Source organism: Prevotella sp. DNF00663 (assembly GCF_001553265.1).
Lineage (GTDB): Bacteria > Bacteroidota > Bacteroidia > Bacteroidales > Bacteroidaceae > Prevotella.
On record NZ_KQ960631.1, the window covers coordinates 12,806 to 28,993 of the forward strand.

The following is a 16,188-nucleotide window of genomic DNA, read 5'->3' on the forward strand; positions in this document are numbered from 1 at the left end:
CCCCAAAGAGCCTCTTTTGACGATCAAGGGAGCAGGTTATACAAAAGAAATGCGGTAGAAAGCATATGCAACTACTTTCTACCGCACTTACGTCGGAATATATACTTTAAAAAGATATATTACTTCTTCAGCTTACCGTAACGGTTCATGAAGCGGTCTACGCGACCTGCTGTGTCGACAAGCTTGCTCTTACCCGTGTAGAATGGGTGTGAAGTGCTAGAGATTTCGACCTTAACCACTGGGTAAGTCTCACCTTCAAACTCTACTGTATCTGTAGCCTTGCATGTAGATTTTGAAAGGAACATATCGCCGTTGGACATATCCTTGAATACGACGGGGCGATAGTTTTCTGGATGAATACCTTTTTTCATTTCGTTTTAATATTATTGTTTGATAATTAATCTTGCTATATGCAATTCGAAGTGCAAAAGTACTAATTATTCCGCAAGCCGCCAAATAATTGTTTTATTATTTCTTTTGGGTTCGTTTTTCATTATGGTAAATTGACCATTTTATGGAAAAAGCAGTATATTTGCACGATAATGCAAGAGATAGAAGTTCATCCTTTCGAACCGTGGTTGCCCTCCGATGCTCGTTTGTTGATGTTGGGTACGTTCCCGCCTGCACCGAAACGTTGGTGTATGGAGTTTTATTACCCCAACTTCCTAAATGATATGTGGCGTATCTTCGGCCTCTGTTTTTATGGCGATAAGAATCATTTCGTGCTCCAAGAGCAGAAAACGTTCGACTTGGAAGGTATCAAACAGATGCTTAGAGAGCGACGCGTGGCCCTATTCGATACTGCTTTGCGCATTCGTCGTACCAAGAACAATGCCTCGGATAAGGATTTGGAGATTGTGGAACAAGCCGACTTGGACGGCATGTTGCGCAGTTTGCCCGACTGTCAAGGCGTTTTGGCGGCCGGACAGCTGGCTACCAGCGTGTTCACAAGCCATTATGGCATCACCGAAAAGCCTGCCATGGGGCATTATACCGAGTTTGAATTCGAAGGACGCAAGCTCTGTCTCTATCGCATGCCAAGCAGTTCGCGGGCTTATCCGCTTGCCGTAGAGAAGAAAGCTGCCTATTATCAAACGATGTTTGACGACATACTATGAATCAGAATTTAGATAAAATCACCATTATCGGCATTGCCGGAGGTACGGGTAGCGGCAAGTCTACCGTCGTACGCAAGATCGTTGAGGCCTTACCACCGCACTATGTGGCTGTGGTTCCGCTCGATTCGTATTATAACGATACCACAGAGATGACCGAAGAGGAGCGCCATGCCATCAATTTCGACCATCCCGATGCGTTCGATTGGAAGTTGCTTGTGAAGCACATGAAGGATTTGAGCGAGGGGATAGCTGTGGAACAGCCCACTTATTCTTACTTGAAATGCAATCGATTACCCGAAACCATCCATGTAGAACCGCGTCCAGTGATTATCGTTGAGGGTATCATGACGCTGCTCAATAAGAAGTTGCGCGACATGATGGATTTGAAGATATTTGTGGATTGCGACTCTGATGAGCGTCTTATTCGTAACATTCAGCGCGATATAGTGGAGCGTGGGCGCAATGTACAGATGGTTGTAGACCGCTATTTGGAGGTGCTCAAGCCCATGCACGAGCAGTTTATAGAACCCACGAAACGCTATGCTGACCTCATCATACCGCAAGGTGGCGAGAATATTACGGGCATTGGCATCGTTTGTAAATACATCGAAGGACTCGTACCTAAGGAATAAAGAATTCTATTATAAACGAGAACGGCTCGCATGCTATAATGACATGCGAGCCGTTTTTCTGTTTTGTAGGGTTTAACCTTTTGGTCGTTTAGAGCCAAATACCACCTTTACCGGGTCCCGGAGTATAGGTATAATAGTAGTATTCATGCAATGCTTCGGCCCAAGTGATACCGAATGCTTTCATAATGCGATGCAAAGTGGGGTTACTGTCTTCGTCGAAATCAGACTCTTTGAGCTTAGATAAATCAGCATCTTCATCAACATCAACAGACATTTCATTTCTATCCATGTACACGATAAAGGGAACATCAACGTTCACATCCCATGTTCCGGCCTGAATGAGTGAGCCTGATGGCTTGTTGAATGGGCAGAACTTGTTGGTCTTAGGATCGGTCTTGCCTTTGTATCCGTGGTAAAGGCGAATTCTAAGGTCGAACTCTTTGTCGTTTTTCAAGAATCTGATGACTCCCTTAAAGCCCACAGGATTCTCTTTACCAGTGATTTTTGCTGTGCCTTCGTGTTTCGTTCCGTCCCATGGAGTAGTATCGGTGTAGAGGTAATCTACCAATTCAGACTTATCGGCATTGTCTGTTTCAGGCTTTCCATCAACGAAAGACTTTACGTTAACCGGTGTAAAGAAGTGCTGATGGATACGTGCTTGGTCTTCTGTCATGAACTCTTGGTTGATGAGTTTTCCTGCTGTATTGTAGTATTTGATGAACAACAAGTACACCGGTGCAGGCTGAAACTCTTTGTTAGCTCCACTTCCATTGTAGTACTCTCCATTCTTCATGACGTAGAATTTCTTTGGACTACCCTCAGCCAATTGCCATCCTTTGCCCTCAACATTTTGATATGTGATGGTTTGAATCTTCTTCATGTACTTCGTTTTGTCCGATTCTGTGTTCTGGTGGGGGCCACCTACCTCTTGAATATTCTCCCAAGCGGTGTGCAAGTGACACTCAACGAGCTGTATTTCCATCTTTGCCGGGTCTTCGTGCAGCTTGTTCTTGCGCTCATCTTGAGGATTTTCGGGATCGTTACTACATGCTGTGAAAGCCATGGTTGCGATGATTCCCATGAATAGGAAAGCCGCTGTCTTTAAAAAGTTTCTTTTCATTGTTGTTTGAATTATATAATTAATAATATGTTGTTAGAATATCCATGAGAGTGTACAACGCACGTCTCGTCCCATATCGTGGGCGTAATAGCGTGCGCGGTTGGTGTATTCCTTGTACTCTTTGTTGAATAGATTGTCGGCCGAAATGAATAATTTCAGTCGTTGTTCGTTCTTCATCGTGTAGTTAATGCCCACTTCCAAGCCGAACAAACTGTACGATGGGGGAGCGAAACTGATGAGGTCGGACTCCGGATTGAAGCGTCTTTGGCGTGCCACAAAGCGGTGGTTAGCCTCAGCCCAAGCTGATATGCGGCCACTCATGTGAGGCATCCACTTCAAATGATGGTCGAAACGAGTTGACGGAATGCACGGCAAATAGTTGCCGGTGCTGCGTTCATTGGCCCAAATAAAGGATGTCATGGCGTGATAGGTGAGCGTAGGCAGGGGCTGAAAGCGCAAATCTATGTCTACACCACGGAAGAAGGCAGTGGTCTGTCGATATTGAAATACAGGGTAAGCACCCGATATAACGATGATATTTTGGTGGGTCGGAGCATCGTAGATATAGTTGTCTACCCACTGTAGATAGCCGTCTACGCGTGCTTCCATCCAATCGTTGTGGTATTGGAGCGATGTTACCCACTTGTAACTCCGCTCGGAATTCATCGTAGAATCGCCTATTACGAACATTCCCGAACCCAATTCATTGCCGTTACTGTATAGTTCGTAGACGTGAGGAGCACGCCAAGCGAGTCCCATATTAGATGTAATAGACCAGTGATTGTCAATGCGGTAGCGGCCTCCAAGACTGTAAGTGAAGTTGCCAAAGTTACGAGTTCCACCATAAAGACTCCCTGTCCAGTCGTATCCGCTAGCTTTGGTCTGTTGATAATCGAACCGTACTCCGGCCTCGGCATCCCACTGCTTACGACTGTATTTCTGTACTGCGTAGAGGCCAAAGGTTGTCTCTGTGTAGTTCGGAATGATGGGAACGACACCTGTTCCGGCCTGATTGGTATTCTTGATATAAGCCATTTGTGCACCGGCCTCGCTCTTCCAAGCACCGTAAGTCTTGTCCCATCGAAGTTGGTTGAGCAGAGAATGCAGGTGCAGACTTACTGCGGGTATGTTCGAATGGTTCATTCTGCGGATGCGATTCTCTGTACGGTCGTCGTCTTGATAGGCTGTTTGCCAAAAGAAGTTGCCTATCTTGCCGGGTTGATAGTATATCTTCCCGATAGCCGTTTGGTGAATAACTTCCTGCATGGGATAGTCTATGTGGCGTGAAAAGGGATATACATCGACCGGTTGTCCTAGTTCGATGCGTTCTTTCAACAGGTCGATACTACCCATTTGGGCACTCCGCATGACGCCCAACTTCAAATTGTAGCGGCTGTAATAAGCCTCGGTACGCAGTTTGCGCGTTTGATAACCGATGCCGGCAGAGAAGTCCAATTCGCGTGTGCCAGTATTGTTGAGCAGATAGTGAGCTGTCTTTTGGTCACCGCTATTAGCGTAAGTGCCTTGTACACGCCATGCAAACGACGAGAAAGAACCCTCAGCCGTGCCCACAAGAGAGTAACGTTGCCCGTTGCTTCCATACATGGTGGCCATGCGTCCATGCACCTTTTGTTCACCATATGGTAGCTTGTTTTGTTCCATGACGATGATACCACCGAGTGCTTCAGAGCCATATCTCACGGCTTCGGCACCTTTTACCACTTCTATAGTAGTGCTGCTGTTCTTATCGATTTCGGGTGCATGGTCGGCTCCCCATTGTTGTCCGGTCTGCCTAACACCGTTGTTAACGATGAGGATCCGGTTGCCATACATACCGTTGATGACAGGTTTAGCCACTGTGGTACCCGTATGGATAGAGCTGACACCGCTCACTTGTTCCAACATGGAGGCGAGTGAGAGTCCCATCGACTGGTCAATGACACTCTTTGAAAGCTGGGTAGATACGCTATTGACGCTCGTTAGCCGGCGTCGACCAGTCACAACGATTTCGTGAATGTTCTGTTCTTGGTGTATGGAGGTGGTGTCCTTACTATTCTGTACGACCTCGTCTGCCCCGGCCCATGCCTCTTGTGGCATGGCTACAGCAGCCATTACACCAAGAGCAGTCGCGTACATGCGGTACGCAAATGTTCTTCGTTTCATTTGAAATATGTTATACTGAATGTGATGCTACACTGGTTTTCTTGCATTGAAGAAATCATGTGAGCATAGGATTTGACGCATTCCGGCCATAGGGGCGGCATGCGTTAGTCCATAAAATGTGTGATAATTACGCCACGAAAGGGGGCGAATGGCTGTTTATGGCATCAATATGGCGATAAACAGTTTGCTGTACGAAATGGTAAGGAGTCACCACTACATAGCACAAAATAGGCTGGTAAGTGGTCGACTTGGCTACATCTGCTTTGTGTAATACGAAATCGCAGATGTGACAAACAGCGTTGAAAGCTGCCGTTCCTTGCTCTTGATGAGTCTGAGAGAGTGCACTATCGGCACTATCATGGATGTGGAAATCCTTGATACCCAGCACTGCCATGAATGCAACGAGTAGCACCCAAGCATAGATAGTACGTATGTTTCTGCTGTGTCTCATCAATATGCTGCCAGATAAAAATCTGTATGGAGTTAATAACTTATGCTACAAAATTATGCAAGAAATATGGAATGTGCAAATACATAGTCCGTAATTCTTGCATAATCACTCATTTTTAGGTATTATAAGCAACCGTTATAATCCCTTAATAATATCATTGAGCTTCGTTTTGTGTTTCGTCTTCGGTTTTGGTAGCAGTGATGGCCACTTTTTGGGCGGCTTCTGTTGCAGCTTTATACTGCTTGCGGCACCGGTAAATCTTGATAGACTGAATACACTCTGTCGCTCCATAAAGAATCATACACCACCCTATAATAAATAAAGGTGTGGCTGCTGTCTCCATAGGTTTCACCATTACGAAGATGGCTATGAGCATGATGATGGAGGGGAGAAGCCAATAGAAGAATCCGATGCGGGCTATTTTGGTCACACCGGCAAGCACTACGTATTGGCTAATGGCTCCCAATACGAGGATGGCAGCAAGGATGTACATCAGTCCGGTGATGAAGGTGTTAGGCAGGAAGGCTAAGATGACGCCTAGAATCAGACTGCCCAAGCCTACCAAAGGAAAGCTGGGGCGGAGTCCTGCAATCTGATTTCCATCGGTATCGAATACTTCCACGTCGCCCGACTTGCGCTTGGAAGCGTAGTAGGCAGCCAATGAAATGATACCCGAAAGGAAGAACAACACGCCGATAGCAATGGTAATCCACGTCACGGTCTGCTCGCGATACTGGATAATGAGCGCACCTACGATGATAGCAGAGATGGCTCTGAAGAATGAACTTTGCAATACTTTCATGCCACAAATATAAAGAAAAAAAGCAGATTGTGGTTCATATTCTTCTAAAAAAGTAGATATTGAAGGCTATTTACGCCATTTCTGAGATGCTGGTATGCTCTTCCTTGCTTTGTTGCAGTGGCGTGGCAGCGCAGTGAGTTTATGAGTTTTTGAGTTCATGAGTTATAGGTTAAAGGCTAACAGTAATATGGACACATGATTAATGCTACTCGTATTACGCATGTCTTGAGGTAAAATTGATGAGAAACAGAGAACGAGTAAGGGGGTAATATACCGCATTCAACTTTGTATAGTCCCATTATAATAAATGAGAAGTGATGACGTTATAGTGATAATATGAACCGTTTGAAGACAAAACTGTATGTTTGCCTAAGCTTGGTAGCACTGCATGCCATGCCGATGATGGCTCAAGAGTGGGGCGATAAAGCAAAATCATGGAAACCGTTAGAACAATTGGACTATAAGGTAGAGATGCAAGCCTCGTTGTCGAGAGGACATACGCCGTTGTGGCTGAATGCCAATAAATATGGACTCTCGTCGCTCGATAAAGGGAATGGATATTTGCGCATGGGCGTGATGCGTCCATTGAAGACCGATTCTGTGCGTCGTTGGGGGCTGGGTTATGGACTTGATGTGGCTGTACCTTGGCATTATACCAGTCATGTGGTGGTACAACAAGCCTTTGCTGAAGTGCGTTGGCTGCACGGATTGTTAACTATTGGTAGCAAACAAGAGCCCATGCAACTGAAGAATAATACTTTGAGTAGTGGCTCACAGGCGCTAGGTATCAATGCTAGACCGGTGCCACAAGTGCGCTTGTCGTTGCCTGATTATTGGATACTACCTTTTGCTGATGGATGGTTGCGCGTGAAAGGACATATTGCCTACGGTCGTATGACGGATGATGCGTGGCAGCACGACTTTACAGGAAAGCGTTCGCGTTATGCCGACAATGTGCTGTATCACAGCAAGGCGGGCTATCTGATGATAGGAAATCCCGACCGCTTTATGCCTCTGACGTTGGAATTGGGATTGGAGATGGCTGCTACGTTTGGCGGAACATCCCACATGATGCAGGATGATGGGACGTTGGCGACGGTCAAGAATGGTACCGGACTGAAGTCTTTTTGGAAAGCTTTCATTCCGGGAGGGGCTGAGACGGTAGAGCAGGGTACGGTATATCAGAATGCCGAAGGCAACCAACTGGGTTCATGGTTGGTGAGATTGAACTACGATGCTACTAATTGGCGATTCTCATTGTACGCCGATAAATATTTTGAAGACCATTCTTCGATGTTCCAACTCGATTATGACGGTTATGGTACAGGCAAGGAATGGAACGTGAGGAAGAAACATCGCTATCTGCTCTACGACCTACGCGACATATTGTTAGGTGCCGAGTTGGAGTTGAAACGTGGATGGTGGCTGCGTACCATCGTGCTGGAATATCTGAATACACGCTATCAGAGTGGTCCTGTCTATCATGACCATACGCAGTCTATCAGCGACCATATCGGTGGAATAGACAATTATTATAATCATTATGTGTATACCGGTTGGCAGCATTGGGGACAGGTGATGGGCAACGCATTGTTCCTTTCGCCGATATATAATACTGATGGGAAAATCGAGGTGAAAGACAATCGCTTCAGAGCTTTGCACTTAGGGCTTGCCGGTTCGCCCACCGACAACATTGATTATCGCATTCTAGGTACGCTCCAAGAGGGCATGGGTACCTATGCCTATCCCTATACGGCTCACCGATATAATATAAGTGTGTTGGCAGAGGTGGCAGCTAGGTTGCACAACGGTTGGTCAATGAAGGGTGGATATGGCATGGATTTAGGTTCAATTCTAGGTCATAACTACGGTTTTCAACTGACTGTGACGAAGCAAGGAGTGTTTAAGTTTGGAGGGAAAAAATAAGATGAAGAAGTGTTTGTCGATATATGCGCTTACCGGTTTGCTGGTAGGTATGCTCACCTCTTGCGAGGTAGAGATTTCGGGCAATGGAAATTTGGATGGATTTTGGCATCTAGAGTAGGTAGATACATTGTCTACCGGTGGTGTGGCTGACTTGTCCGGGCAATTAATGTTTTGGTCGTTCTAGCATCATTTGATGGCTGTGGTAGACCGGAACAATAAGAATCCAGAGATGGTTTTGCGTTTCTTGCACGACTCAAATCGACTCGTGGTATCAGAACCTTATATCTCTGACCGGGAAACAGGAGATATAAAGGTGACCGATGCCGGCCAACTGGCACCATACGGTATTACGGCTTTGGCCGATACCTTTACTATAGAAAAATTGAAGAGGAGTACGTTTATACTGAAAAATAAGACGTTGAGGTTGACATTGAAGAAATTTTAGAATGCTAAAATTTCTTCCCGATGGCGATATTTAAGAATGTATTGATTAGAATTTTGATGTCAAGCAGCCACGAACGATGTTCCAAATAGTATAAATCAAGTTCGAGTCGGCGCAACATTTTCTCCATACTGTCTGTATAACCATTATATAATGTGGCATACGATGTGACTCCCGGACGAATTTGATAAAGGTAGGTGTAGCGTGGATCGTGTTTGATGATTTGGTTGATATAATACTGTCGTTCGGGGCGTGGTCCCACAAACGACATGTCACCTCTTAATACATTCCACAATTGTGGAAGCTCATCAAGATGGTGAGTACGCAGGAAACGCCCTGTTCGCGTCATCCTTTTGTTTTTTTCATGTTGATAGAGTGAAGGCCCACTCTTCTCTGCATCAAGGCGCATAGACCGGAATTTGTAAATATAGAAAGGTTTTTCGAAACGTCCGATACGCTCTTGTTTGAAAATCACAGGACCACCGTCGATGCATTTGATGACTATATAGCAAATAAGGAATAAGGGAGAAAAGACAACCATAGAAATGGTTGACACACATATATCTATGAAACGCTTAACAATGCGTTCCATGATAGTCATCCCATCTTTGTACGAGTCGTTCAAAATTCTTATATTTCCAATGATAGCATTTCCCAATATCATGACGTTTACTGTTTTCAATAAAACGACAGAGTCTCTGAATTATTGCAGGGGAATGGGAAAAGTCCTTCGGCACTGGTAATCAGTGTCCGCACGCTATTGATGCTTCCGCCTAGCTGATAGAGGCCGGGGCGGAATACCGAGCCTTTGATTTCCCAACTCGTTGGTACCCCCGGCCATGTACAAGGCATGGAATATGGTGGCGAAAGCCGATAGGGTATAGGTGCCCGGTACTTTCACTTCGCCCATCACGTTTATCATGATGGTCTTGGTTTGTCCTACGGTCAGCTTGACTTTACTGCTACTGTAGCGTGCGCCCAGCGATGAGCGAAGCCGAGCATTGGCTTGAGCTACAGTGAGTCCCGACACTTGTACAGGGCCATAGCCTTCTATCGTTACCTCGCCTTCGGGCGATACTGTGGCATCAATAGTTTTTTGCGAAGCTCCGTAAATATCGATGATGACAGCGTCGCCCGGCCCTAATCGATAGTTTTGTGGCGTCGCTATGTTCATGTTTGGTTCAAATGTCAGGTTCTTCTTATTGAATATATCGCGGCCAAACACCTTTGTTTTCTTTTGTTCAGATGGCCATTCTTCTTCCCATGTCAGACTATCTTCATTTAATGTATCGACACGTTTGGTACGCATATCAGAAGAAATTTGATCTGATATGCTGTACATCTTGTCCTCTTTCTCGCCAAGTTCCTCTTCCGGGAAAGTTTTCTTAGTTCTGTCTTGCTTTACTTTTTCCCCGTTATTGGTGCGCATTCTACTTTCAGCCTCGTTTATTCCTGCTTTCACTTGGGCTTCCATTCCGTTCTTTTTGATGAGTTTTTGATAGCGCTCCCTCACTCGTCTGATTTGCGCAATGTCCACACCGCTCTGCATAAGCTTCGTAACAATCTGTGCTTGCGACTTACCTGCTTGGTATTCACGTGCTGCAATACGCATCACTTGTTCATCGCTCATGGAACTTTGGGCTTGTATGCTCAGCGGCAATATCAAGCTGAATAGAGTGTATATCAGTATTCTTTTCATAGCTGAAGAAATGTTTCGGACAGTGTATAGCTTTCCCTTGGCCAAGCTCTACCCCGCCGAGGTAAAACAGCAGTGCGAAATGCAATCCGCACCTGCGGACGGGGCAAGACACCGCCGTGTAAACGCAATAAGGACGTTCAAGGGCTTAGTTGCGGATTTGAGGACCATTAAATTGTTGCAAAGTTAGTGAAAAATATTTTGTTCTTTATAGGGGTGACAGAGAAAAGCTGGATTGGCGTTTGGCATTGATGGGATGCAACCTCGTTGAGTTTGAACAGAATTGACTGGTACTGAAGCAGCATTTTCAATGCTTTTACCTTAGCTTCTTCGTCAAGGTGCTGCCATGAAGAGTTTTCACCCGCACTACAACCACTTGCGTGGCAGGTATGTGCAACCTCACCGTATGTTGTCCGTGGGCATCGGAGGCGGCAATCAGGGCTCCGTTAAGTGCGAACACCTGCACATGCGCCAAGTCCTCACCCTGCACGTCAATCCAGTTACCACCTCTCACCATGCGTAGCGAGCTTTGTGTTGCGTCTATATGAGTAGTTTCGTCAGGATAAACGCTGTGAACACTGTTGATGAACGATAGTTCAAAGGGTGCACAATTCTCGTTCCACAAATCACACTCCCCACCGTCTACCATGCCCATCAACGCCAATCGGTATATACGGTTGTTGATGACGCATAAGTTATCTTTGTTCTTCAACCATCCTGTAACAAATGTTTCATCATCCCCTCCACCTAACAAGTTGTATTGCTTTTGAGCATCGCTGCCCAAAGATATGCGTTGCTGAGTTTGCGTATCAATCAGGCAAAGCGTCAATTTGCCGTTGTAGGTAGCTTGTGGTGCGAGCTTCATGACCACTCCAATCTTGAGCAATGGATTGCCACTGAGGTCTACGTTCGTGGGCGATATGGTAGAACCGCTGTTGTCTTGCACCATGCCTAAGAGTTGTACGAAAAGCTTGTCGCTTGGCTTAGCGGCCTCCACCTGCAACGTAGACGGCTCGTTGCCATGTACCATGCCCACCGTGGCAATGTTTTCGGCATCATATTGCTTGATTACCTCCACCATCAATTTGTATTTCTTGGGTTGCAGGTTATCGGGCAAGCTCATGTCCACCCTCACCTCGGTCTCGGCAAACATCTCAAAGTCCACCACACCTGCTGTTTGTCCATTGGCAACCGTATGGCCATTATCGTCCACGAGCGACACCCTCACCGTGCCATCGAACGGTGTACCCGTGAGTTTGCGTATCGTCAGGCACAGCGTAGCCTTGTTGCCGGCAGTACACGGTTTGAGCGTATAGGGATGTGAAGCCAGCGCAAAAGGAGCCTTGCCATCGGGTTTCTCGAATATACACACATTGTTGCCCTGCACCTGAAAGGCTATGCGTGGTGCCGTTTTCATCTTGCACCATACTCCATAGGTGGCATTATTTTTAATACTGGCGCATACAGCCTGCAAATAATAACGTCCATCGGCAAGGTCTTCAAGATTCATCGTAAACGTGCAAGCATCATCAATCAGCTGTCCCGATTGCAGCACGCCACCGTTATACTTGCCGCGCTCTGCGGTGTATCCGCCTTTGTCGTGCCATTCCGATGGCACTACTTTTACTTGTTCGCCCTGCTCGTTGTACACTCCCAAGCCAATATCACCGGCAAACGTTCCGTCGGCTTGATTCTTGAAGTGGTGATAGCTCACCGTCACTGGTTGCTGTTTGTTGGTGGGCATGTTGCCAACTACGGTCATGTCGCCCTCCGAGTTGAAACATAAGTTGGGGGCATCGTCAGCAAGTTCGGCATCAATGGGTGCGCTTCCCTGTTTGTTAGGATGCACCAAGACAATCTGCACCTGCTTGTTGAAGGAGAGTGGCTTTCCTCCAAACTCCTGTCCTGTGGTAGCAAGGTTCAGTGCTGTGACGGAGAAGTAGCCATCGCCACCGCCTCCCCAACCAAAGTTCATGTGGAAACAGGTTGTCCTTATCCACACCGTCTACCACCCATGCGTGCCCGCTACCGCCCGACTTCACACTACCGCTGATGTACACAGGGAAGCCGTTTTCTATCTCCTTGCGCAATATCTGGGTGAAAGCAGCTGCACCCTCATCTGACTTGTTGAGCATGGAGGTGGAATAATTGAAATACGTTTTCAGTGCCTTGGCAGCCATGAAGGTTTGTGCACCGCTGGATGTGGGGGTATACTGCATGTTCACCGACACGCCCACATCACGCATGAGCAGCGCCACGGCGTCGCAAGCCTCCGCATTGTCAAGTGCCATACGTGTGTTGTATTTGGGCAACATCTTGCCCCATTGGTATACCGACTCACTGAAATCCACGCTCATCGTGCGGTTGTCAGAGCGTACTACATACGAGTAGCTACCCTTTCCCCGCTCAGGCCAGCGGTGATAATACATGATTTGTGCCACCGCCGTAGCCACACATCCCGTGAAGTTGTACCCCGTACGACGACTGTAAGGGTCGTCTTGATTCCATGCCGATTTGAGCAACGGAGCTACCTCCTTTCGGTAAGGGGGTGTAGTGGGAACGGTAGCTCTTGTGCTGGGTTGTCTTTGTATTTGGTGAAAGGCGTCACGATAGGCACTCAGCAGGAATTTAAGTTCCTCACTTGCACGCAACGTGTCGAGCGTTCCTGTGTGCGAGTAACCCAACACTTGTCCCATGTCATCATCGCCTGCCACTACTACGAAACCTCGTCCGTGACGGTCGTTATAAATATAATAAGGTGGTGTACGATGCAAAGCCCTCGTTGCAGGACGTTCCGAAAGGTTCACATTGACATATTTGCGGGCAATGCTTATCGACTTGTCCACTGTTACTATCTTGCCCAAGGTGGGAATGCTCACCGTCGTGGCAAGCACAATGCCCCATAAGGTGGGGCTTAACCATCTTTTAATTTTCATTTTTTTAGTCTTGTTTGGTTTGGACTACGAAAGTATGATACAAAGCCACTAACCACACCGACAACACAAAAGGTGCGGTGAGCGTGACAAACCCCATGTGCAAACCTGCATACTGCATCAGCAACGAGAGTAGCAAGGCTATCAATGCTTTGACGTGAGTACACGAGCCAACGCCAAGAATGTTGGTAACTGCCAAAACCGCAAGTATGGCATTGTAGCCATACATACCGCTGTTCACCGAGGTGGTACTGACAAACGGCACGCTCACCACGGCGAGACACAGTCCGCAGGCGACAAGCGACTCCACGCCCATCTTCCGTGAATTGACACAAATGGCAAGAAGAAACAACAAACCTGTGAGCAGGTTGTTGCCTTGAAGCATGATTTGTCCAAAGCTCAGTGAGGCGGCTCTAATCAGCGAGAAACTTTCCGCAGTACCAGCAGCTGTCGTTGCTGGCAGCTGTAGCTGTGGAAAAACGTGACTCAACAGCAGCATTGCCCAGGTGATGAGTATGAAGGGTGCGGTGAGCGTAGGTACAAACCGTTGCCGCTCGAACAGTCGCGTCACCAGCGCAGACAGCACACATGCCACTACCATGAGCAAAACAGAGGCGGCATGAATGGGCATGAAACAGGGTACAGCAATACCTACCAGCGCAGCGTTGAAGCCATACAAGCCGTTCTGAATATTTTTAGCGTCATATCGAAGGGCAACAGCTGTACATGTGCCGATGGCACTACCAGCCAAAACAAATATGCACATGAGGAGGGAGTTGCAACCAATACCTGCAAGCATAAGTGCGCCCGACAGCGCATTGCCTTGAAACATGACTTGTCCCACACCACGGAATATACTTTTCATCATCTGCATTGAGTTGTCACTTAAGAAGTGTTTTTGTTCGTTTCAGCGCACAAAATTACGTAAAAGTTACAATATATACGTAAAAGAGAACTAAAAAACGGGAATATAATCCTTAACGACTCTCCTTATTCACGAAATAAGAGTAAAAGTGTACATTATCATCTGTAATCGACCCTCGGTCTAAGGTGTAGATCGAGGGTCGATTACAGATGATAATATGGAGTCAAAGAACCTATTGAGCCGGAATATCCGCTCATCAAGCGCAACCAGTTGGTGTTCACTTATTTCCATTTTGCATGCGATAGGCCATTGACCGATGCCATGTTGCAGCCGGGAACGGTGCTCGTAGATGTGGCAATAGACCAAGGGGGATGCTTTGAGACGTCGCGTCCGACAAGCCATACCAATCCCGTGTATACGGTTGATGGCATTGTGCACTATGCAGTGGCTAATATTCCGGGTGCTGTGCCCCACACTTCTACTACGGCATTGACCAATGCCACGTTACGTTATGCACTGGCTTTGGCCGATAAAGGATGGCAACAGGCATGTCGAGATGATGAGGCTTTGTATCGTGGGCTGAACATCGTGAATGGCAAGGTCGTGTTTAAGGCGGTGGCCGATGCCTTTGGTTTGCCTTATGAACCGTTGAAGTTGTAGTGGGATTGAATCGTTAATGAAGCGAAGATAATATATTATGGTAGAGCCGGAGTGTACTCTGTTTTGAGGTAAAAAATAACCACGAACTCATGTTCGTGGTTAAAAATATTAGAGAAATCAATAACGAAAGTGCTTTATATTAATTCGTCAATGGTGTCGTCCCGTTCTTTTGCTCGTCTTTTGCCAGTTGGGCGTAGTTCTTCTCTAATTGCTTATTGAATTCTTCGGGACTTTTTTGATATAGGTTTAGATACTTGTCCATCTCCTTGACTGGTTTCTTGAGAATTTTCTTGTTGGCACTATAGTGATTGAGGGCTGCGATGATGGCATATTTATATAGGTCGAGCGAGAATTCTTTGGTGCCGTTTTTGATGGCATACTCGGCACATCCTGCGGAATAACTGGTAAAGAATGGAATTGCATTTTCTTTGTTGAACATCTTAGCTTCAGCCTCTCCTAGTTTGATAGTAACGAGGTCGGTGGTGATGGTCCAGTTCATAATATACTGCGAGGCATCGCCCATTTGCTCGGCCGAGAGGAGATGATGTAGGTAATAATCGCAATATCTGAGCATGTCGTTCTTATGCTTTGTACATGCTTCCACGGTTTTAAATTCCATCATCGGAGGTAGATCTGCCTTGCCGGCTTTGGTCTCTTCGGTGAGCGTCTTGATGCGGTCGGCCAGTTTGTTGGCCTTGTCCATCTCATCGTTCATCTTGTAATATTTCTCTAGATAGGATACCTCGTCGAGATATTGCTGGGAATGTTCGCCGTAGAGTTGCTTTAATATGCCCAAAGCACGCAATTCGTACTTCACGGCATCGGCATGCAAACCCTCGAAAGAAGAGTTTTCGGCCACGTGCATGAGTATCACTGCCATGTCGTGATTGTTTTCTAGCTTGGTCTCATATATCTTTAATGCTTTCTTGGAATTATCCAATGCTGCTTTCGTATCTTTGGCCGTGCCTTGATACAGAGCCAGATTGTCGAGTAGAAAGGCGTATTGTGCGTCCTCATTGCTGACGTATTGGCCATATATGTCGGCTGCTTCTTGGGCAGTAGCTATGGCCTTTTCCAGTTGGTTGAGACGATACTGGCATTTGCCAAGTTGTACTAGAGACATGGCGTATGTCTTACTATGTGCATTGTTTGCTTCTTTAAAAAGGTTCAGAATCTTCTGCATGACCTCGCCTGCTTGCTTGAATTTCTCTTGTTTGAAGAGTTGGATGTACTCTGGAGCCAATTTGTCGGCAGCCTTAATCTTGGTAGAATCGACAGTATTTTGTGCATTGATGGCCAATGCGCAGAATACCATCAGATTAATAAGGAATAATTTTCTCATGATGATTTGGATTTGATAGATTTCAAATCCAAAGATAA

14 protein-coding genes and 2 pseudogenes are annotated in these 16,188 nt (G+C 46.4%); 6 read left to right on the top strand and 10 right to left on the bottom strand.

Going from position 1 to position 16,188, the window contains the following annotated elements; translation table 11 throughout:
• Window positions 1-119: 119 nt before the first annotated feature.
• Window positions 120-371: a type B 50S ribosomal protein L31 gene (locus HMPREF3034_RS07630; RefSeq protein WP_036899698.1), complete on the bottom strand. Its 252-nt coding sequence runs from the start codon at window positions 369-371 to the stop codon at window positions 120-122.
• Between the two features lie 171 nt (window positions 372-542).
• Here HMPREF3034_RS07630 and HMPREF3034_RS07635 point away from each other — a divergent pair, with 171 nt between their 5' ends.
• Both HMPREF3034_RS07635 and udk read left to right on the top strand, forming a co-directional pair.
• Window positions 543-1,118, top strand: a complete 576-nt coding sequence (locus HMPREF3034_RS07635; protein WP_036899700.1) for a uracil-DNA glycosylase family protein — start codon at window positions 543-545, stop codon at window positions 1,116-1,118.
• Complete coding sequence (gene udk, locus HMPREF3034_RS07640) at window positions 1,115-1,750, top strand: uridine kinase (protein ID WP_062434517.1); 636 nt, start codon at window positions 1,115-1,117, stop codon at window positions 1,748-1,750. The genes HMPREF3034_RS07635 and udk overlap by 4 nt, the downstream gene beginning before the upstream one ends.
• Window positions 1,751-1,838: 88 nt before the next feature.
• On the opposite strand, the gene HMPREF3034_RS07645 is transcribed toward udk, so the two are convergent.
• The 4 genes from HMPREF3034_RS07645 to HMPREF3034_RS07660 form a co-directional block, all read right to left on the bottom strand.
• Complete coding sequence (locus HMPREF3034_RS07645; RefSeq protein ID WP_062434520.1) at window positions 1,839-2,870, bottom strand: hypothetical protein; 1,032 nt, start codon at window positions 2,868-2,870, stop codon at window positions 1,839-1,841.
• A gap of 33 nt (window positions 2,871-2,903) precedes the next feature.
• A complete protein-coding gene (locus tag HMPREF3034_RS07650; protein WP_369793987.1) occupies window positions 2,904-4,982 on the bottom strand; it encodes a TonB-dependent receptor in 2,079 nt (692 codons plus the stop codon).
• 178 nt (window positions 4,983-5,160) lie between these two features.
• Complete coding sequence (locus tag HMPREF3034_RS07655; protein WP_052052964.1) at window positions 5,161-5,484, bottom strand: hypothetical protein; 324 nt, start codon at window positions 5,482-5,484, stop codon at window positions 5,161-5,163.
• 154 nt (window positions 5,485-5,638) lie between these two features.
• The gene (locus tag HMPREF3034_RS07660) at window positions 5,639-6,286 is read right to left on the bottom strand and encodes an HdeD family acid-resistance protein (RefSeq protein ID WP_036899709.1); all 648 of its coding nucleotides are present in this window, start codon (window positions 6,284-6,286) and stop codon (window positions 5,639-5,641) included.
• A 393-nt stretch (window positions 6,287-6,679) separates the two neighbouring features.
• Here HMPREF3034_RS07660 and HMPREF3034_RS07665 point away from each other — a divergent pair, with 393 nt between their 5' ends.
• The 3 genes from HMPREF3034_RS07665 (at window position 6,680) to HMPREF3034_RS07670 (ending at window position 8,657) form a co-directional block, all read left to right on the top strand.
• Window positions 6,680-8,212 carry a capsule assembly Wzi family protein gene (locus HMPREF3034_RS07665; RefSeq protein ID WP_231725643.1) on the top strand — a complete coding sequence of 511 codons (1,533 nt, stop codon included), beginning with the start codon at window positions 6,680-6,682 and terminating at the stop codon, window positions 8,210-8,212.
• A gap of 1 nt (window position 8,213) precedes the next feature.
• On the top strand, window positions 8,214-8,330 hold the full coding sequence (locus tag HMPREF3034_RS13005; protein WP_231725637.1) for a lipocalin-like domain-containing protein: 117 nt from the start codon (window positions 8,214-8,216) through the stop codon (window positions 8,328-8,330).
• A 75-nt stretch (window positions 8,331-8,405) separates the two neighbouring features.
• Window positions 8,406-8,657 (top strand): lipocalin-like domain-containing protein, encoded by a 252-nt coding sequence (locus tag HMPREF3034_RS07670; RefSeq protein WP_062434525.1) that lies wholly within the window; start codon window positions 8,406-8,408, stop codon window positions 8,655-8,657.
• A 4-nt stretch (window positions 8,658-8,661) separates the two neighbouring features.
• Here the strand turns inward: HMPREF3034_RS07670 and HMPREF3034_RS07675 are convergent, their stop codons facing one another.
• The 4 genes and pseudogenes from HMPREF3034_RS07675 to HMPREF3034_RS07695 form a co-directional block, all read right to left on the bottom strand.
• On the bottom strand, window positions 8,662-9,318 hold the full coding sequence (locus HMPREF3034_RS07675) for a sugar transferase (protein WP_062434528.1): 657 nt from the start codon (window positions 9,316-9,318) through the stop codon (window positions 8,662-8,664).
• Window positions 9,319-9,459: 141 nt separating this feature from the next.
• Window positions 9,460-10,353, bottom strand: a pseudogene (locus HMPREF3034_RS07680) (polysaccharide biosynthesis/export family protein); the annotation flags it as partial.
• Between the two features lie 1,835 nt (window positions 10,354-12,188).
• Window positions 12,189-13,286, bottom strand: a complete 1,098-nt coding sequence (locus HMPREF3034_RS13010; protein WP_231725638.1) for a C10 family peptidase — start codon at window positions 13,284-13,286, stop codon at window positions 12,189-12,191.
• 4 nt (window positions 13,287-13,290) lie between these two features.
• On the bottom strand, window positions 13,291-14,151 hold the full coding sequence (locus HMPREF3034_RS07695) for an urea transporter (protein ID WP_231725639.1): 861 nt from the start codon (window positions 14,149-14,151) through the stop codon (window positions 13,291-13,293).
• A 318-nt stretch (window positions 14,152-14,469) separates the two neighbouring features.
• Between HMPREF3034_RS07695 and HMPREF3034_RS07700 the strand changes: the two are divergent.
• Window positions 14,470-14,808 (top strand): annotated as a pseudogene (locus tag HMPREF3034_RS07700) (alanine dehydrogenase); the annotation flags it as partial.
• A gap of 139 nt (window positions 14,809-14,947) precedes the next feature.
• On the opposite strand, the gene HMPREF3034_RS07705 reads toward HMPREF3034_RS07700, so the two are convergent.
• Complete coding sequence (locus HMPREF3034_RS07705) at window positions 14,948-16,150, bottom strand: tetratricopeptide repeat protein (protein ID WP_062434540.1); 1,203 nt, start codon at window positions 16,148-16,150, stop codon at window positions 14,948-14,950.
• Between the last annotated feature and the right edge of the window lie 38 nt (window positions 16,151-16,188).